The sequence below is a fragment of the Ruegeria sp. I1 genome (assembly GCF_056532675.1).
This window is the reverse complement of sequence record NZ_JBQFNM010000006.1, coordinates 49,001-68,026: the sequence shown is the minus strand read 5'-3', so window position 1 is coordinate 68,026 and position 19,026 is coordinate 49,001. Positions and strand designations below refer to the sequence as shown.

General features: G+C 59.3%; 16 protein-coding genes. All 16 read left to right on the top strand.

The features are described from left to right. The first annotated feature begins 112 nt into the window (after window positions 1-112). The 16 genes from ACR0DH_RS12605 to ACR0DH_RS12530 all read left to right on the top strand — a co-directional run bounded on the left by ACR0DH_RS12605 (window position 113) and on the right by ACR0DH_RS12530 (window position 19,026). Window positions 113-1,237, top strand: a complete 1,125-nt coding sequence (locus tag ACR0DH_RS12605; RefSeq protein WP_480549891.1) for an ROK family transcriptional regulator — start codon at window positions 113-115, stop codon at window positions 1,235-1,237. A 133-nt stretch (window positions 1,238-1,370) separates the two neighbouring features. Then, a complete protein-coding gene (locus ACR0DH_RS12600) occupies window positions 1,371-2,372 on the top strand; it encodes a Gfo/Idh/MocA family protein (protein ID WP_480549543.1) in 1,002 nt (333 codons plus the stop codon). Continuing rightward, a complete protein-coding gene (locus ACR0DH_RS12595) occupies window positions 2,372-3,943 on the top strand; it encodes an acyl CoA:acetate/3-ketoacid CoA transferase (protein WP_480549542.1) in 1,572 nt (523 codons plus the stop codon). Before ACR0DH_RS12600 ends, ACR0DH_RS12595 begins: the two co-directional genes overlap by 1 nt. Beyond that, a complete protein-coding gene (locus tag ACR0DH_RS12590; RefSeq protein WP_480544720.1) occupies window positions 3,940-4,707 on the top strand; it encodes an enoyl-CoA hydratase/isomerase family protein in 768 nt (255 codons plus the stop codon). Before ACR0DH_RS12595 ends, ACR0DH_RS12590 begins: the two co-directional genes overlap by 4 nt. Before the next feature lie 5 nt (window positions 4,708-4,712). Beyond that, complete coding sequence (locus ACR0DH_RS12585) at window positions 4,713-6,236, top strand: aldehyde dehydrogenase family protein (protein ID WP_480549540.1); 1,524 nt, start codon at window positions 4,713-4,715, stop codon at window positions 6,234-6,236. A gap of 65 nt (window positions 6,237-6,301) precedes the next feature. Then, window positions 6,302-7,543, top strand: coding sequence for an ABC transporter substrate-binding protein (locus tag ACR0DH_RS12580; RefSeq protein ID WP_480549889.1), 1,242 nt, complete (start codon window positions 6,302-6,304; stop codon window positions 7,541-7,543). Between the two features lie 98 nt (window positions 7,544-7,641). Continuing rightward, window positions 7,642-8,535: a carbohydrate ABC transporter permease gene (locus ACR0DH_RS12575; protein ID WP_480544722.1), complete on the top strand. Its 894-nt coding sequence runs from the start codon at window positions 7,642-7,644 to the stop codon at window positions 8,533-8,535. Further along, window positions 8,535-9,416: a carbohydrate ABC transporter permease gene (locus ACR0DH_RS12570; RefSeq protein WP_480544723.1), complete on the top strand. Its 882-nt coding sequence runs from the start codon at window positions 8,535-8,537 to the stop codon at window positions 9,414-9,416. Before ACR0DH_RS12575 ends, ACR0DH_RS12570 begins: the two co-directional genes overlap by 1 nt. Before the next feature lie 6 nt (window positions 9,417-9,422). Further along, the gene (locus ACR0DH_RS12565) at window positions 9,423-10,535 is read left to right on the top strand and encodes an ABC transporter ATP-binding protein (RefSeq protein WP_480549538.1); all 1,113 of its coding nucleotides are present in this window, start codon (window positions 9,423-9,425) and stop codon (window positions 10,533-10,535) included. After that, window positions 10,532-12,022, top strand: coding sequence for a GMC oxidoreductase (locus tag ACR0DH_RS12560; protein WP_480549536.1), 1,491 nt, complete (start codon window positions 10,532-10,534; stop codon window positions 12,020-12,022). The genes ACR0DH_RS12565 and ACR0DH_RS12560 overlap by 4 nt, the downstream gene beginning before the upstream one ends. Beyond that, window positions 12,019-12,777 carry a 3-ketoacyl-ACP reductase gene (locus ACR0DH_RS12555; protein WP_480549534.1) on the top strand — a complete coding sequence of 253 codons (759 nt, stop codon included), beginning with the start codon at window positions 12,019-12,021 and terminating at the stop codon, window positions 12,775-12,777. Before ACR0DH_RS12560 ends, ACR0DH_RS12555 begins: the two co-directional genes overlap by 4 nt. Before the next feature lie 17 nt (window positions 12,778-12,794). Next, window positions 12,795-14,387 carry a GMC family oxidoreductase gene (locus ACR0DH_RS12550; RefSeq protein WP_480549532.1) on the top strand — a complete coding sequence of 531 codons (1,593 nt, stop codon included), beginning with the start codon at window positions 12,795-12,797 and terminating at the stop codon, window positions 14,385-14,387. Further along, on the top strand, window positions 14,384-14,692 hold the full coding sequence (locus ACR0DH_RS12545; protein ID WP_480544728.1) for a Dabb family protein: 309 nt from the start codon (window positions 14,384-14,386) through the stop codon (window positions 14,690-14,692). The genes ACR0DH_RS12550 and ACR0DH_RS12545 overlap by 4 nt, the downstream gene beginning before the upstream one ends. 4 nt (window positions 14,693-14,696) lie before the next feature. Continuing rightward, window positions 14,697-15,866 carry a dihydrodipicolinate synthase family protein gene (locus tag ACR0DH_RS12540; RefSeq protein ID WP_480549530.1) on the top strand — a complete coding sequence of 390 codons (1,170 nt, stop codon included), beginning with the start codon at window positions 14,697-14,699 and terminating at the stop codon, window positions 15,864-15,866. A 5-nt stretch (window positions 15,867-15,871) separates the two neighbouring features. Further along, window positions 15,872-16,879 (top strand): LacI family DNA-binding transcriptional regulator, encoded by a 1,008-nt coding sequence (locus ACR0DH_RS12535; RefSeq protein ID WP_480544730.1) that lies wholly within the window; start codon window positions 15,872-15,874, stop codon window positions 16,877-16,879. Window positions 16,880-17,007: 128 nt separating this feature from the next. Next, window positions 17,008-19,026: a CocE/NonD family hydrolase gene (locus tag ACR0DH_RS12530; RefSeq protein WP_480549528.1), complete on the top strand. Its 2,019-nt coding sequence runs from the start codon at window positions 17,008-17,010 to the stop codon at window positions 19,024-19,026.

The following is a 19,026-nucleotide window of genomic DNA, read 5'->3' as shown; positions in this document are numbered from 1 at the left end:
CCACCTATTCTCATCCTTTGGCAGGGGAGGAATAGCCGTGTCAGTCGAGGTGTCACAAAGCAGCACGCCTTCGGATCGGGTTTCCGAAGTGCGTGGGACCAACCAAAGCGGGATGCGGGCTCGTAATGAGCGTTTGGTCCTGACCCTGGTGCGCAGGCATGAGGCCTTGGCCAAAGCTGAAATCGCGCGCATGACGGGCTTATCCGCACAAACCGTCTCGGTGATCATGCGGCAGCTTGAAAAAGACGGGCTCTTGCTGCGGGGCGAGCCTTTGCGGGGCAAGGTAGGCCAGCCATCAATCCCGATGCGACTCAACCCGGATGGGGCTCTGTTTTTCGGGCTGAAAATCGGGCGACGCAGCACTGAGCTGGTATTGATCGACTTTCTGGGCCGGGTGCTCATGCATGAGCGGCAAACCTATGAATACCCGCAACCACAGGCAACGTTGAGCTTTGCCAAAAAGGCCTTGGACCAGATGATGTCCGCGCTGACAAGCGAAGCCCAAGACCGCATCGCCGGGCTGGGAATCGCCATGCCGTTTTATCTGTGGGATTGGGCCCAGACGTTGCAGGTGCCGCAAGAAGAAATGGACCCTTGGCGCACAGCCGACATCCAGTTGGAACTGGCGGATATCTATGATTTTCCGGTGTTTCTACAAAACGACGCCACTGCCGCTTGCGGGGCCGAGCTTGTATTTGGGCCAACGGGTGGCCCACGTGATTTTCTGTATTTCTATGTCGGATACTTCATTGGCGGCGGCATAGTCTTGAATGGCGCTATCTATTCGGGCCGTGGAAATGCGGGTGCTTTGGGTCCGATGCCAGTTTCAATCGGGACCGGTGACGTGAAGCCTTTGATCGACCTCGCCAGCCTCTATACCCTTGAACGCACCATTGCGGGTGCGGGTCAAGCAGCCGGACTGATTTGGGAGACAACCGATCACTGGGACATCCCAAAGGAAGAGCTGAACAGCTGGCTCCACAATGCGGCGATTGGGCTGGCCCATGCCATTGTGTCATCGTGCAGTCTGATCGATTTTGAATGTGTCAAAATCGATGGCTGGATGCCCGCCGATGTCAAAGAGCAGCTGATTGCAAAGGTCGAATCACAAATCCTGCGCCTCAACCTTACTGGTTTAGAGCGGCCTGTGATTGCAGCTGGTACCGTGGGTCCGAATGCGCGATCGCTCGGTGCGGCCAGTTTACCTTTGTCCGAGCGGTATTTGGTAGAAGCATAGACCTACCAACAAGAAACCAGACTGCAAGCGACACGAAACTTACACCAAAAGAGCCGGATTCAAGATTCAACTTGATCATTATGGAACGTTCCAGTAGACATATTACTGGAACGTTCCAGTGATGAGGATTGCAATGAACTGGGCTTTTGTGGGGGCGAGCACGATTGCGTCACAGCATATGTTGAACGCGGTGAGAAAGCAGCCTGGCAATGATGTCACTTGGGTTGTCAGCACATCACCTGATCGGGTGGGGGGCTGGGCCAAGGATCACAGCATTGCAAACGCCACGACCAGTCTAACCGAAGCGCTCGCTGACCCGGGCATAAAGGCGGTCTACATCTCATCAACCAATGAAAAGCACCATGCCCAGGCTATGGCTGCGATTGCCGCCGGCAAGCATGTTCTATGTGAAAAACCTCTTGGCATGACACAGGCTGAAGCTGTCGAAATGGTCCGTGCGGCAGAAGCCGCTGGTGTCACTTTTGGCACCAACCACCACCTGCGCTGCTCGGGCACCCACCGCGCCATCCGTGATCTCATCGCAGATGGCCGGGTTGGTAAGGTACTTTCACTGCGCATTCATCACGCGGTTCACCTCCCGGGTCATCTTCAGGGCTGGCGGATAAACGACGCAGGTGCTGGCGGCGGAGTAATTCCTGATATCGTCGTGCATGACGCGGACGTAACCCGGTTCTTGCTACAGGAAGACCCGGCGAGCGTTGTGGCGCAAATGATCAGTTCTGGCATGGGGCAGGGGGTCGAGGATTCCTGCATGTCGGTCTGGACCATGCCCTCCGGCGCTATGGTAATGAGCCATGAGAGCTTTACCCATCCCTTCGCGGGATCGGGGCTTGAGGTACACGGCACCGAAGGATCGATCTTTGCCAAAGGTGTCATGACGCAGCAGCCGGTTGGTGAAATAACCCTCGTCACGGAAGCAGGCAGCGAGGGTATCCAATACTCCAACCATGACCTTTACGTGCAGGGCGTTTCCGAATTTGTCGCCGCCTCCGCAGGGAAAGGACGCCCTGCCGCGGATGGCCCGGATGGGGTCAAATCCCTGTCCGTCGCGCTGAGCGTGCGCGAAGCGGCGGCAACCGGTCAGCGCGTTGACGTCAACTATGGTGGCTTCTGATGACCAAGCTTGTTTCTGCATCCGACGCCGTATCCCGCATCCCGGATGAGGCGATTGTTACCGTCTCATCCTCGTCAGCTTTGGGGTGCCCCGATCTGGTTCTGAAAGCCGTGGGTGAGAGGTTTCGGGCCGAGGGGCATCCGCGCAATATCACAACGATGCACCCGATTGCCGCGGGGGATATGTATGGCGTCAAGGGCATGGAATATCTGGCGCAGGACGGGTTGCTGACCCGTGTGCTGGCCGGATCATACCCATCGGGGCCATCCAGCCTTGATATGCCCGAGATCTGGAAGATGATCGTCGAAGATCGCGTGGCCGCCTACAACGTGCCCTCGGGGATCATGTTCGACATGCATCGCGAGGCTGCGGCCCGGCGTCCGGGCGTTCTGACTCAGGTCGGGCTGGATACGTTCGTGGACCCGATCCGCGAGGGTTGCGCGATGAATGCGCGCGGGGCCGCTTCGCCCATCGTCGCGCGCGCCGAGTTTGGCGGCCAGACCTGGCTGCACTTCCCGAACATCATCCCAAATGTTTGCATCCTGCGCGCCACGACGGCGGATGAATTCGGCAACCTGACCTATGAGCATGAAGGAGCCTATCTGGGCGGGCTGGAACAGGCCATCTGCGTGCGCAACCACGGCGGTCTGGTGATCGCTCAGGTTCAGCGGGTGACCGCTGAAGGCAGCCTGCGTCCGCATGACGTGCGCGTGCCGGGCCATCTGGTGGATCTGATCGTCGAGGACCCAGATCAGAAACAGACCACCGAAACGCCCTATGACCCCGCCATCTCGGGCCAGATAATGCGCCCGTGGGACAGTTTCTCATTGGCCGAACACGGGGTTGAGAAGGTAATTGCGCGCCGGTCTGCGATGGAATTGCGCGCGGGGATGAGCGCAAATCTGGGCTTTGGCATCAGCGCCATGGTGCCCCGCGTTCTGCTGGAGGAAGGGCATCCCAAGGCCGTCACATGGGCCATCGAACAAGGGGCCGTCGGGGGTGTTCCGCTGACCGGTTTCGCCTTTGGCTGTGCGTCCAACGCGCATGCCTATGTACCCTCGCCGCAGCAGTTCATCTACTTTCAGGGCGGCGGGTTCGACATGTCCTTCCTGTCCTTCCTTGAGGTTGACGTGGACGGCAATGTGAATGTCTCGAAACTGGGCAAGAAGCCTTATTTGACCGCCGGGTGCGGTGGGTTTGTCGATATCACCGCAGGCGCGAAAAAAATCGTGTTTTCGGGCTGGTTCGAGGCTGGCGCCAAGATCGACCTGGGTTCGGACGGGATCAGCGTCGCGGCCCCTGGCAAGTTCACCAAGATGGTGGATCAGGTGGAACACGTCACCTTCTCGGGCCGCCGGGCGCGCGAGCTTGGGCAGGATGTTATCTACGTGACCGAGCGCTGTGTCATCCGCCTGACCGATCAGGGGTTGGTCGCGACCGAGATCATGCCGGGCATCAACGCGCAGCAGGATATCGTGGCAGCGTCTGAGGGTCGTGTGACAGTCGCCGAGAACGCGACGTTGATGCCAAAGTCGCTGTTTAGCGAAGGCCCAATGGGACTGACGGTATGAGCGGGATAGGCTTTCATATCGACGGGGCGACGGCTGTCCTGACGCTGAACAACCCGTCCAAGCTGAATGCGCTGACCATCGACATGCTGGATGCGCTTGAGGCGCATGTGCAGCAGGTTGAGCGGGACAATTCGATCCGGTCTCTGGTGCTGACAGGGGCCGGGGACAAGGCATTCTGCTGCGGCGCGGATATCGGTGCCTGGGGGGGTCTTAGCCCAGCAGAGTTTGCACGCCATTGGGTGCGGGACGGGCACCGGATTTTCGACCGCCTCGCACGGCTTGGTAAACCAACAATTGCCGCGATCAACGGCCATGCCTTTGGCGGTGGGCTCGAGCTGGCCAGTTGTTGCGACCTGCGCCTGATGGCCCCTCGTGCAACTCTGGCCTTACCTGAAGCACGGATCGGGATCGTTCCGGGTTGGTCAGGGACGCAGCGTCTGGCGCGGTTGATGCCGGAAGGGGCCGTAAAGGAGATGGCTTTGTTTGGTCGTCGCCTTGGTGCCGACCGCGCGGTTGCCCTGGGCTATGCCGCCGAAATGGCCGACGATGTCCTGGCCCGCGCTCTTGAGATCGCAACCGAGGCGCAGGCCCTGTCCCCGCGTGCAACCGAGATAGCCAAGAACATGATTCATGCACCGGTCGGCGAAGACTCGGCTGCGGCAATCGAGGCGCTTGGCAGTGCCGCCGCTGCCGCCTCTGCCGACCGTGACGAAGGCGTCGCGGCCTTCATGGAAAAACGTAACCCTCAGTTTTCAGGGCTTTGACGCATATGAAAGACCTCACGATCAACCCTGCGATCCCCTTCGATCTGCCCCAATTGTTTGAGGGCCGCCACCTGATCAATGGTGAATGGCAGGACAGCGCGTCGGGCGAAACGTTCGAGCGGATATCGCCGTCGCACAGACATGTGGTTAGCCGCTCGGCCTCGGGCAGTCAGGCCGAAGCAGAAGCGGCGATCCTGTCCGCCCGCGCAGCGTTTGACAGCGGCGTCTGGAGCCGCGCTTCGGGCAAAGACCGTGCCGAGGTGCTGCTGAAAGTGGCCGATCTGATCGAACAAAACGTCGACCGCATCGCCCTGATCGAGACACTGGAAAGCGGCAAGCCGATCAGCCAGTCCAAGGGTGAGGTAGGAGGTGCAGCCGATCTATGGCGCTATGCAGCGTCGCTGGCCCGCAGCATCCATGGTGACAGCCACAATACGCTGGGCGCAGATATCATGGGCGTTGTACTGAAAGAACCCATCGGTGTCGTGTCTATCATCACGCCGTGGAACTTCCCATTTTGGATTCTCAGCCAGAAACTGCCCTTCGCGCTGGCGGCAGGGTGCACAGCGGTGGTGAAACCCTCCGAGATGACGCCCTCGACCACCTTGATGCTAGGTGAACTGTTGATCGAAGCCGGCTTACCAGCAGGTGTTTGCAACATTGTTCTGGGCTATGGCCAACCGGTCGGCAGTACACTGTCCTGCCATGAGGCCGTAGACATGGTCAGCTTCACTGGTTCAACCACAGTGGGCAAAACCATCAGCAAGACCGCCTCGGATACTCTGAAGAAAGTTGCGCTGGAGCTGGGTGGCAAGAACCCACAGGTGATCTTTCCCGATGCCAAACTGGATGCAGCCGCGGATGCAGTGGTGTTTGGCGTCTATTTCAATGTCGGTCAGTGCTGCAACTCCAGCAGTCGCATCATCGTGCATGAGGATATCGCGCAAGCCTTTACCGACAAGGTGATCGCGCTGTCGCGGAAGGTGAAATTTGGCGACCCGCTGGACCCGAGCACGCAGGTCGGGGCGATTGTCACGCCCGAACACAACGCCAAGATCGATGCTTATGTCAAAGAGGCTCGATCCGCAGGCGCAACAATTGCCTTGGGCGGCGATCCATTGAACGTTGAGGGGTTGGGCAACCAATTCTATCAGCCGACCATTATCACCGATGTTCAACCTGATATGCCCATCGCACGCGACGAAGTCTTTGGCCCCGTGCTGTCTGTACTGACGTTCAAAACGCTGGACGAAGCCATTGAGATCATGAATGATAGCGCTCTCGGTCTTTCGGTAGGGATCTGGAGCGAGAATGTCCATACTTGCCTCGACTTTGCCCGTCGCGCCCAGGCGGGGACGGTCTGGACCAATACTTGGATGGATGGGTTCCCCGAGGTCGCCTTCGGTGGCTACAAACAATCCGGCCAGGGCAGGGAGATCGGGCAATATGGGTTCGAGGAGTTTTTTGAGGTCAAATCCGTGGTGATGCGCATCGGCGACAGCCGGGCGCCCTGGGTGCCACAGGATTGAAATACGCGCCACGCGGCGCAGGAATAACAAAGATCGCATTAAGGGAGGAAACGAAAATGCGTAACATGCTGAAAACAAAGTCGGTCATTGTGGTCGGGCTTCTGTGCACGTCCAGCCTGGCACAGGCGGAAGAGGTTGAGGTTTTGCACTGGTGGACCTCGGGTGGTGAAGCTGCCGCGCTGAACGTCCTTAAAGATGACCTGTCCGGTCAGGGCGTTGGCTGGACTGACATGCCGGTTGCCGGTGGTGGCGGTGAGCAGGCGATGACCGTTCTGCGCGCCCGTGTGACTGCTGGAAACGCTCCAACCGCCGTTCAGGGTCTGGGTTTTGACATTCAGGACTGGGCCGCACAGGGGGCCTTGGCCGACCTGAACGATGTGGCCGCCAAGGAAGGCTGGGACGCGGTCGTGCCGGATGCGCTGAAGGCCTTTGCCAAGCATGACGGCAAATGGGTCTCGGCCCCTGTGAACGTGCATTCAACCAACTGGGTCTGGGCCAACAAAGCGGTTCTGGATGCAAACGGCATCGCGCAGCCCACTAATTGGGAAGAATTTGTGGCTGCTGTTGAAGCGCTGAAAGCTGCTGGTGTGACACCAATTGCCCATGGTGGTCAGGCCTGGCAGGACGCGACTATTTTCGACGCTGTGGCCATGTCGACATTGGGTCCGGATGGCTACAAAGCTGCTTTCATCGATCTGGATGAAGAAGCCCTGGGTGGTGACGCCATGAAAGAGGCGTTCGACCGCATGGCCTTTATCCGCGACAATGTGGATGAGAACTTCTCGGGCCGCGACTGGAACCTGGCGACTGCAATGGTCATCAATGGAGAGGCCGGCTTCCAGATGATGGGAGACTGGGCGAAGGGTGAGTTCCTGAATGCCGGCAAAGTGCCCGGTCAGGACTTCCTGTGCTTCCGCTTCCCCGGCACGGCCGATCAGGTCACCTTCAACGCCGACCAGTTCATGATGTTTGATCAGGGTGGTTCGGTTTCGGCAGAACAGGCGGCTCTGGCAAGCGCGATCCTGTCTCCGTCGTTCCAGTCCGCGTTCAACGTAGTAAAGGGCTCGGTTCCCGCGCGGACGGATGTCAGCGATGCCGACTTTGACGATTGCGGCAAACAGGGAATGAAGGATCTGGCGGCGGCTGCATCCTCGGGCAACCTGTTCGGATCGATGGCCCATGGTCACGCAGCCCCTGCCTCGGTCAAGAACGCGGTTTATGACGTCGTGACGGCGCATTTCAACGGCGAATATGACAGCGAAACCGCTGTAGTCGAACTGGTCGACGCCGTGTCCATCGCCAAGTGATCACCTGATCCTCCCGACGGGGCGGCGACCGTGCCGCCCTGTCACCAGCGGGCACACCCCGCACCTCAGACACTTCCCCACTTGCAGGAGGGCGCGCCATGGCTGGCTCAGCCGACGCGGATTTCAAAACACGCCTTCAGAACTGGATCCCCAAGTTGGTCCTGTCCCCATCGCTGGCGATGATGCTGGTCTTTGTGTACGGGTTTATCCTGTTTTCGGTGTACCTGTCCTTTACCGATAGCCGCATTCTGCCAAGCTTTGGCTGGGTCGGCTGGGAAAATTACGACAAGCTCTGGCGGCTCAGTCATTGGGAAACCTCGCTTATCAATATGGGCATCTTTGCCGGGCTCTACATCGTGATCTGCACCTGTATCGGGCTGGGTCTGGCGATATTCCTTGATCAGAAAATCAGAGGTGAGGGGCTTTTGCGCCCGATTTACCTCTACCCAATGGCGCTGAGTTTCATTGTTACCGGCACCGCGTGGAAATGGTTCCTCGACCCCGGGATCGGGCTGGAAAACGTCATGCATTCATGGGGTTGGACCAGTTTCGAATTTGACTGGATCAAGAACCGCGACTACGCGATCTATACGGTTGTTCTGGCGGCCGTCTGGCAAACCAGTGGATTTGTCATGGCCATGTTCCTGGCTGGTCTGCGTGGGATCGACAACGAAATCCTGCGCGCGGCGCAGATGGATGGGGCCTCGAACTGGAACCTCTATCGCCGGATCATCATCCCGCAGTTGCGCCCCGCCTTCCTGTCGGCCTTCGTGATCCTCAGCCACCTTGCGATCAAGACCTTCGACCTTGTGATCGCCCTAACCGGAGGGGGGCCGGGCAGGGCAACGGAACTGCCGGCGACCTTCATGTATTCCTACACCTTCACGCGAAACCAGATGGGGATCGGCGCGGCCTCGGCCACGATCATGCTGATGACCATCGCGGCGATCATGATCCCCTACCTCTACGCCGAATTGCGGGAGAAACGCTGATGTCCCAGGCAACTCAGGATACCGCAATTCGCACAGGCCGGGTCACGCGCACGCTGATTTATCTGGTGCTGGTTCTATTCGCCTTGTTCTACATGTTGCCGCTTTATGTGATGTTGGTGAACTCGGTCAAACCATTGGCAGAGATCACCGGTGGCGGAATGATGAACCTGCCACAGGTCTTCACGCTGGAGCCATGGTTCAAAGCATGGTCCTCGGCACAGATCGGCGTCGATCCAACGGGACTGCGGCCGTATTTTTGGAATTCGATCAAGATGGTGGTCCCGGCTGTCATGGTCTCGACCATCCTGGGGGCGCTGAACGGCTATGTGCTGACCAAGTGGCGCTTCAAGTACGATACCATTTTGTTCGGCCTGATGCTGTTTGCCTGCTTTATTCCGTTTCAGATCGTTCTGATCCCGATGGCGCGGATGCTGGGTCTGATGGGTCTAGCGGGCACAACCTGGGGTCTGGCACTGGTGCATGTGGTCTACGGGATCGGCTTCACCACGCTTTATTTCCGCAATTACTACGCCGTCTTCCCGACCGAATTGATCCGGGCCGCGCAGATCGATGGGGCCGGGTTCTTCCAGATTTTCTGGCGCATCTTGTTGCCAAGTTCCGGGCCAATCGCGGTGGTGTCGATCATCTGGCAATTCACCAACATCTGGAATGACTTCCTGTTTGGTGCTTCGTTTGCCGACGCCAACAGCCAGCCGATGACCGTGGCACTCAACAACCTCGTCCAGTCATCGCACGGTGTCAAAGAATACAACGTTCATTTCGCAGCGGCCATTCTTGCCGCCATGCCAACTCTGCTCGTCTACATCGTGGCCGGACGGTACTTCGTCCGCGGCCTGATGGCGGGTTCCGTGAAAGGATAAGGCCTGATGGGTTTTCTGGACATAGACAACGCGACCAAGTCCTACGGATCGGTCGAGGTTCTGCATAAGGTCGATATCTCGGTGCAGGAGGGGGAATTTCTGGTGCTGGTGGGCCCCTCGGGCTGTGGCAAATCCACTCTGCTGAACATGATCGCCGGGCTGGAAGAGATCACCAGCGGAGAGATACGTATCAAAGATCAGGTGATGAACGGGGTGCACCCGTCGAACCGTAACATCGCCATGGTGTTCCAAAGCTATGCTTTGTATCCGAACATGACGGTCGGGCAGAACATCACCTTCGGGCTAGAGATGCACGGCGTTCCAAAGTCCGAACGCGACAAGGCAATGCACGAGGTCGCCACCCTGTTGCAGATCGAGCAGCTGCTGGATCGCAAGCCCGGTCAATTGTCAGGCGGACAACGCCAGCGCGTTGCCATGGGGCGCGCGTTGGTGCGGGAACCGGATGTGTTCCTGTTTGACGAGCCTCTGTCCAACCTCGACGCCAAACTGCGCGTCGATATGCGGACCGAGATCAAGAAGCTGCATCAGAACCTTGGCACCACCATCGTCTACGTGACCCACGACCAGATCGAGGCGATGACCCTGTCCAGCCGGATCGCCGTGATGAACGGAGGCTACGTGCAGCAGCTGGGAACCCCCCAGGAAATCTACGACACGCCGGCCAATATCTTTGTGGCAACCTTCATGGGCTCACCCGCGATGAACGTGATGCCTGCGAAAGTGGCCGTGCTGAACGGTCGTCCTCATGCCGAGGTTGCCACCCATGACGGAACGATGGCGCAACTGCCGTTCAGCCAGGACAATCTGGCCGAATGGGATGGGCGCGACATCTTGCTCGGCATCCGTCCGGAAACCATCACCGATATGGATGGTGCAGACCGGAAATCCACGAACATCGCGCAGATGACCAACCGGATTGTTGTTACCGAACCCGCCGGGTCGGACACCTTTGTCTCGATGCAATTGGGGGGCCGCGATGTGATTGCCCGGATGCGCTCTGACGCTGAGGTTGCGGCGGGACAGGATTTCGACTTTGCCGTCAATATGGAAAAGGCCGTGGCCTTTGACCCGGAAAGCGAGATGCGGATTGTTCCGTGACAAACCCGGATGTCATAATCATCGGATCTGGGATCGGAGGGGCGACGCTAGCCGCAGCACTTGCCCCCACGGGCCGTCGCATTCTGATCCTAGAACGCGGCGACTATCTGCGCCCTTCGCCCGTGGACCGGGACACCAATGCGATCTTTGCGGATGGGCGCTTCCGCCCCGATGAAACATGGCTGGATGGCGAAGGGCAGCCCTTCAATCCGGGGAACTACTACTGCGTCGGCGGCAACTCGAAATTCTACGGTGCTGCGCTGATCCGTTACCGGGCCGAGGATTTTGAACCGCGACAGCACATGGGGGGTCGCTCTCCCGGCTGGCCTCTCCGTTACGACGATCTGGAACCGGACTACACGGCAGCCGAGCAGCTGTACACGGTGCGTGGGACTGCTGATGAGGACCCAACCGAGCCGCCGCATAGCGGCGCTTACCCGCATCCTCCTGTGGCCGATGAGCCTGACATCGCGGATCTGCGCGCGCGCTTGCGTGGGGCGGGCCTGTCGCCTGCATCGGTCCCTTTGGGGGTGGATATCGATCGCTGGCTCTTGGCCGGGCAAACCACGTGGGATGCATTTCCGAACACCTGCGGTGGCAAAATGGATGCCGAAACCTGCGCTCTGGCGGACGCCCTGAAGCACGAGAATGTCGAACTATTGACGAACGCACCTGCCGAAAAACTGCTGAGCGACAATGACGGGCAAATCACAGGCGTTGAGGTCAAGGGGCATGGTACCCTGCACGCGCCGGTGATCGTGTTATCTGCTGGGGCGGTTCAGTCCGCTGCGCTGTTGTTGAAATCCGCCAATGACAATTGCCCCGCCGGATTGGCGAACCGATCCGATCAGGTTGGGCGCAACTTCATGAACCACAATTGCTCGGCGGTTCTGGCTTTGCATCCGCTGCGCCGTAACCGCTCGGTCTATCAGAAGACATTGATGTTCAACGACTATTACAACACTGACGGGCAGGGCGGCGCGCCTTTGGGCAATATTCAAATGCTGGGCAAGATCACTGGTCCGATCCTGGCGTCTCAGACCGGGCTGCCCGGCTCAATAGCTGCGCTGATCGCAAACCGCAGCTTCGATTTCTACGCCATGTCCGAGGACCTGCCCAACCCCGACAGCCGGGTAACGATCGAAGGTGATCAGATCCGGCTGGACTGGAAACGCTCGAACTGGCAGGCGCATGAGGCACTGGTGGCCAAGCTGAAACAGCACCTGCGACGGGCCGGGTTTCCAATTGTCCTGTCCCGGCCCTTCGACCGGCGCACCCCCTCGCACCAATGCGGAACCGCGCGGATGGGGCAGGACCCGGCCAGCAGTGTTGTGGACCCGTTCTGCCGCAGCCATGACCACCGGAACCTGTTCATCGTTGACGCCTCGGTCCTGCCGACCTCGGCTGCCGTCAATCCCGCCCTGACTATCGCGGCGCTGGCCTTGCGCGCCGGTCGTCACATTATTGAAACGGAGTTAGCGGCATGAGCCGAGTCGCTTTGGTCACCGGAGGGCAGCAGGGCATTGGCCTCGGCATCGCACGCGCATTGATCGCCGCCGGGCACAGAGTTGCGCTTGCCTCGGATGTGAACCCAGAAGACCCGGTCGTGCAAAAGGCACTGGCGGATCTGGGCCCGAATGCAATCTACCTGCAGCATGATGTCTCTGACATCAAATACGTGCCCGCACTTCTGGATCAGGTCGAGGCACAGCTAGGCCCGGTCACCGCGCTGATCAACAATGCAGGCGTCGGCGCGCCGGTCCGCGGCGATATGCTGGAACTGACGCCCGAGAACTGGGATTTCGTGCAAAACATCAATCTACGCGGCGCATTCTTTCTGACGCAAGAGGTCGCGCGGCGCATGTTGGCCGACCCGCAGGACAGCTATCGCTCTATCACATTCATTACATCGGTCAGCGCCGAGATGGTGTCCGTTGAGCGGGCCGAATACTGCGTGTCCAAGGCCGCCGCCGCAATGATGGCGCAGCTGTTTGCGGTGCGGATGGCCCCGCATGGGATTGGCGTGTTCGAACTGCGCCCCGGCATCATCGCCACGGAAATGACGGCGGGCGTGCGTGACACATACACCGCCCGGATCGAAGGCGGGCTGGTCCCTGCCGCGCGATGGGGTGAGCCGCAAGATATCGGCACGGTCATCGTTCCCATCGTGGACGGCCAGATGCAATTCGCCACCGGTGCCGCGATCCCCGTGGATGGCGGGCTTTCGATCTCGCGCCTGTAAGGAACTCAGAGGACAAGATGTCTGAAGGATATGATTTCATCGTGATCGGCGGCGGCTCGGCAGGTTCGGTCATTGCGGCGCGCCTCTCCGAGGAACCCGAGGCCAAGGTATTGCTGCTTGAGGCCGGGTCTTCGGACCGGCATCCGTTTTTCCACCTGCCTGCAGGCTTTGCCAAGATGACCAAAGGCATTGGCAGCTGGGGTTGGTCGACGGTGCCGCAGAAGCACATGCAGAACAAGGTGTTCAACTACACACAAGCCAAGGTGATTGGCGGCGGGTCGGCCATAAATGCCCAGATCTACACGCGCGGCGCGGCGCAGGACTATGACGACTGGCGGCAGATGGGGTGCGAGGGCTGGGGCTATGACGATATCCTGCCCTATTTCAAGAAGTCCGAGGATAACGACAGCTACGACAATGAGTTCCACGGCAAAGGCGGCCCGCTGGGCGTGTCGATGCCGGCCGCGCCTTTGCCGATCTGCGATGCCTATATCAAGGCCGCCGGGCAGGTTGGCATCCCCGAAACGCGCGATGTGAATGGCGCAAAACAGGACGGGGCAGGGTACTACCAGCTGACCCAACGCAACGCACGCCGATCCTCGGCCGCGATGGCGTTTCTGACACCCAACCGGACCCGTCCGAACCTTACCGTGCGTATGGGCGCACAGGTCCACCGGATCACAGTCGAAAAGGGTCGGGCAACCGGTATTGAGATGATGAGTGGCGAAAAGATCACTGCCGCGCGCGAGGTGATATTGTCCTCCGGTGCAATCGGCTCACCCCGCCTGCTGCAACTGTCCGGGATCGGACCGGCGGATAATCTGGAAAGCCTCGGGATCAAGGCAGTCTATGACCAGCCGCAGGTTGGTGAGAACCTGCAGGACCACCTCGATCTCTATTCGATTTGCGAGGTCACCGGCCCGCACACTTACGACCGCTTCGCCAAGCTGCACCTGTCGGCTTGGGCCGGGCTACAATATCTGCTCACCCGCAAGGGGCCGGTGGCGTCCAGCCTGTTTGAAACCGGCGGCTTTTGGTACGCCGACCCCGACGCCCGTTCGCCCGACATTCAGATGCATCTGGGGCTGGGTACGGGGATCGAGGCCGGGGTCGAAGCGATGCCCAATGGCGGCGTCACCCTGAACGCCTGTTTCCTGCGGCCCCGGTCTCGGGGGACGGTGCGATTGCAAAGTTCCGATCCCGCAGCAATGCCTTTGATCGATCCGAACTATCTGGCCGATCCCTATGACCGAGAGATGTCGATCCGGGGTCTGAAACTTGTGCAGAACATCCTCGCGCAGGATGCGTTGAAGCCATATGTTCTGGCGGAACGTCTGCCCGGTCCGACTGTAAAGACCGAGGAGGAGTATTTCGACTTCATCTGCGTGCATTCCAAAACCTCGCACCACTGCGCGGGCACCTGCCGCATGGGCAATGACGCCGAGGCCGTTCTGGACCCGCGCCTGCGCTTCAACGGGATCGAGGGTCTGCGCGTGGCCGACGCCTCGATCATGCCAACGGTTAATTCTTCGAACACCAACGCGCCCACGATCATGATCGGTGAGAAAGCCGTCGACATGATCAAGCAAGATCAAGGATTTACGCAATGATCCGTCATATCGTTCTGACGAAATTCCGCCCGGATGTGACCGAGAAGACGGTCGCCCAAATCTACAGCGGGCTGGCCAAGGTGGCTGAAGCTCTGCCCGGTGCCAAAGGTTTCACCGGGGGCCGCAGCCAAAGCCCGGAACAGATCGAGCGCGGATATATGCACGGCTTCGTAATCGATTTCGACGATTGGGACGCCTTGGCGACCTATCAGGCGAACGAGGATCACAAGGCGTGCGGGGCGCAACTGGTCGCAAACGCCGTGGGTGGAATCGACGGCATTCTGGTTCTGGATCTGGAGGTCTGAGACAATGAAATTAGTATTGCCCAACCGCGACGGCCAGTTGGAACCTTATGCTCTGACCGGAACACCCTTGATCCCCCGCGCGCCGCAGGTGCCGTTGACGCGCACGGCATTTGCCGCGGCGCATGTCGTCTCGGACCCGCTGGCCGAGCGAAACCCGTGGGATGGCCGACCGGCGGTAGATTGGGACGCGACCCTGAACTTCCGCCAGGGTCTGTGGGATCAGGGCCTTGGGCTGGCCGAGGCGATGGACACCGCCCAACGCGGCATGGGCGTGGATTGGGAGACGGCGCTGGAACTGATCCAGCGCACGATGGTGGCCGCCAAAACGCACCCCCTGTCGCCACGCGTTGCCTGCGGGGCCGGGACGGATCATGTGCCGATGAGCGCGCTAAACACGGCAGGGGAAATCCTGTCCGCTTATGAACATCAAGCTGAGGCGATCGAGGCCGCCGGTGGTCAATTGATCCTGATGGCCTCACGCGCCTTCCCTTCCATCAACGCAGGACCCGACACCTATCACGATGTCTACCACGCACTGATCGACGGGGCGGCGGAACCGGTGATCCTGCATTGGCTGGGCGATATGTTCGACCCGGCCCTGACCGGCTATTGGGGCAGCACGGATGTGGATCAGGCCAGCGAGTTTGTGCTGTCTCTGATCTCTGAAAACCCCTACAAGGTCGATGGCATCAAAATCTCACTGCTCGATCAGGCGCATGAAGAGGCGTTTCGCAAGCGCCTGCCGGACGGTGTGCGCCTTTATACCGGGGATGATTTCAACTATGCCGATCTGATTGCCGGGGACGAGGACCATTACTCCCACGCCTTGCTGGGCATCTTTGCGGCGATTGCTCCGGCGGCCTCTCAGGCGCTTGAGGCCCTGGCGCAGGACGACATGGATCGTTACCACGCGCTGTTTGCCCCGACCGTGCCGCTCAGCCGCGAGATCTTTCGTGCCCCGACGCGGTTCTACAAGGCCGGGATCGCCTATCTGGCCTGGCTGAACGGGGCGCAGTCCCATTTCATCATGCCCGGCGGGTTCCAATCCAGCCGCGACATCTGTCATTACGCCGAAGTGTTCCGGCTTGCAGATCAGGCAGGTTTGCTCTCGGACCCGGATCGGGCCACAGCGCGGATGACAACATTGCTGAACCTGCATGGGGTAGATCAATAGACTGAATGCGCAGACCGACGATCATAGATGTCGCCAACAAGGCGGGCGTGTCGAAATCCACGGTCAGCCTTGTGTTGCAGGGAAGCGCGCAGGTCAAAGCGGAAACCCGAACGCTGGTTCACGCAGCGATGAAAGAGATCGGTTATGTTTATAACCGATCCGCGGCCAATCTGAGGTCAACCGGGAACGCGTTGATCGGGTTGGTGATCAACGATCTGACCAACCCGTTTTTCACCGAATTCGCCACCTCCCTGCAAATGGCTTTGGGGTCGCGGGGCTATGCGGTGGTGGTCGCAAACACCAATGAAGACCCCAGTATTCAGGACCAGGTGGTCACCGCGATGTTGGAGCACGGTGTTTCAGCCCTGATCCTGTCCCCTGCTTATGGGGATGTCTCAAAAACACTTGAGGCTGTTGAGCGTGCTGGTATCCCGATGATGCAGGTCCTGCGTCAGGTCGAAAACGAGACGGATAAACACCCCTTCATCGCCCCTGACTACCGCGCAGGCGGGCAGGCCGCGGCCCAGCACCTATTGAACGCCGGCGCACGCCGGGTTGCCTTTGTGGGCGGGCTCGAGGGGCGGCAAGTCACTCAGGAACGCTTCTCAGGCTATCTCGAGGTTATACAGGAAAACGGTTTGGACCCGATTGTCATGACGGGCAAAACCAGTCGCGCGTTTGGGCATTCAGCAGCGATTGACCTGTTCAGGGACCACCCCGATTGCGATGCGGCACTGTGTTTCAACGATTTGGTGGCCTTCGGAATGATCAACGCCTGCCACGAGGCCCGCGTAGAGATCGGAAATTCCTTTCAGATCATCGGGTTCGACGATATTCGCGAGGCCTCAGAGTGTTGGCCAGCGCTATCCTCGGTTCACTGCGGCGTCGAGGCCTTTGGGCGACAAGTGGCAGATACGATCTTATGTTGGCTGCAAAAGGACGAGATGCCCGAGGCCGAAACTCGAACAGATGTCCGCCTGATACCCCGACAAACGACAAAAGCGCTCGGCTGACAGTACTACGAAAGCGTTTGGCCAGAACCCGGCACAGGTTTTGGGATGACATGCCAACGTATATCGGATTGTAATGAATCAACCGGGGCTATGCTGCCTCTGTCATCCACGGATAGGCTGTTTCACGCATGAAGATTGTCTCGCAATTCCCCAATTCTGTTGAAGAAATCTATCACGTCGAGATTCCAATGTCGGATGGCTGCCGACTGGGTTCGCGCATCTGGATGCCCCAAAGCGCTCCGTCGCAGCCAGTGCCTGCGATCTTCGAGTTTCAGCCCTATCGCAAGAATGACATCATGGCCGAGCGGGATGTGACGCTTTACCCCTATCTCGCGGGGCATGGCTATGCAGTTGTCCGTGTCGATTTGCGCGGCAGCGGCGATTCCGAAGGCGTTCTGACCGATGAATACACCCCTCAGGAGCTGCAAGACGGGTGTGAAGTGATCGCCTGGATCGCTGAACAAGACTGGTGCGATGGCAAGGTCGGAATCACCGGGAAATCGTGGTCCGGGTTCAATGGGTTGCAGATCGCAGCTCTGCAACCGCCTGCGTTGAAGGCCGTCCTGACCCTGTGTTCAACCGATGATCGCTATGCCGATGATATCCACTACTCTGGGGGCTGCGTGCTGGGCGAGCAATTGACGTGGTCCTCGATCATGTTTGGCAAGAACACCATGCCGCCAGACCCGGCAAATGTGGGTGAACGCTGGCGCGAAATGTGGTTGGACCGCCTGCGTGGCTCGGGGCTTTGGCTGAAAACCTGGATGCAGCACCAAACCCGCGATGCGTTCTGGAAACACGGATCGGTGTGTGAGGATTTCTCGCGCATCAAAATCCCGGTCTTTGCAGTCTCAGGCTGGGCGGACGGGTATTATCCGGCGGTGTTTCGCATGATGGAACATCTGCAAGGACCGCGCAAAGGGCTGATCGGGCCTTGGGCACATCTGATGCCAAATGCTGGCTTGCCAGGTCCTCAGATGGGGTTCCTGCAAGAGGTTCTGCGTTGGTGGGATCATTGGCTAAAAGGGCATGACACCGGCATCATGGATGAGCCAATGCTGCGCCTTTACATGCAGCACAGCGCCGAGCCGAAGGAGGCGATGACCCATCGCGACGGGCATTGGGTGGCAGAAAGCAGCTGGCCATCACCCGCCATAGGATCATCTGACTGGTACCCGAGCGCAAAAGGTACTTTGGCGACCGATGCCCCCGGATCGGGAACAGTATCGGTCAACTCACCGGTCATGTCGGGTGGCTATGCCGGGTTCTGGTGCGCCTTTGCCAGCGATGGGGATTTGCCAGGCGATCAGCGACGTGACGATGTGCTGTCGGCCTGCTTTGACAGCGCACCACTCTCGGACTCATTCGACATTGTGGGCCAACCGATCCTGCGGCTGGCCTTTTCCTCCGACAAGCCGGTTGCGCAAATAGCCGTGCGCCTGAACGAAGTTTTGCCAAGCGGGTCATCATCACGCGTGACCTACGCTGTTTTGAACCTGACCCACCGCAACAGCCACGAAACTCCCGAGGCTTTGGTGCCCGGACAGAGCTATGAGATTGAGGTTCCATTACGCGCCATCGCCCACCGGTTCGGGGTCGGCAGCCGCATCCGTGTTGCGCTTTCCACCAGCTATTTCCCGTTGATCTGGCCAGCACCCGAAGCCGCGACCCTGACGCTCAATCTGGATCGTTGTTGTCTGACGCTGCCAGACCGGCAACCAAGCCCGTTAGATAAAACGCTTCACGCTTATCCCGAGCCCGAGCAAGCCGCACCGCTTGAAACGGTGACGTTGGCGGAAGGTGAAGGCGGCCGAAGCATCACCCATGATGTGGTCCGCGATATTGTGACCGTCGACACAAAGCATGAGACGGGCCGCTACAGGATCGTAGAAAATGGCCTTGAGATCGAAGTAAAAGGCCGCGAAATCTTTAGCGCTTCCGCTCAATACCCGGCAGGCGCAGAAGGCAAGACGCGCTGGGTCTACCAGATGTCACGCGACGACTGGTCGATCCGAACCGAAACCGAAGTTTGCATGACCGCCACGCCGAAGAACTGGCAGATCACCGCAACCCTACGCGCTTTTGAAGGCACCGAACCTGTCCATGAACAACATTGGTCTGAGGAGCTGCCGCGCAATCTGAACTGA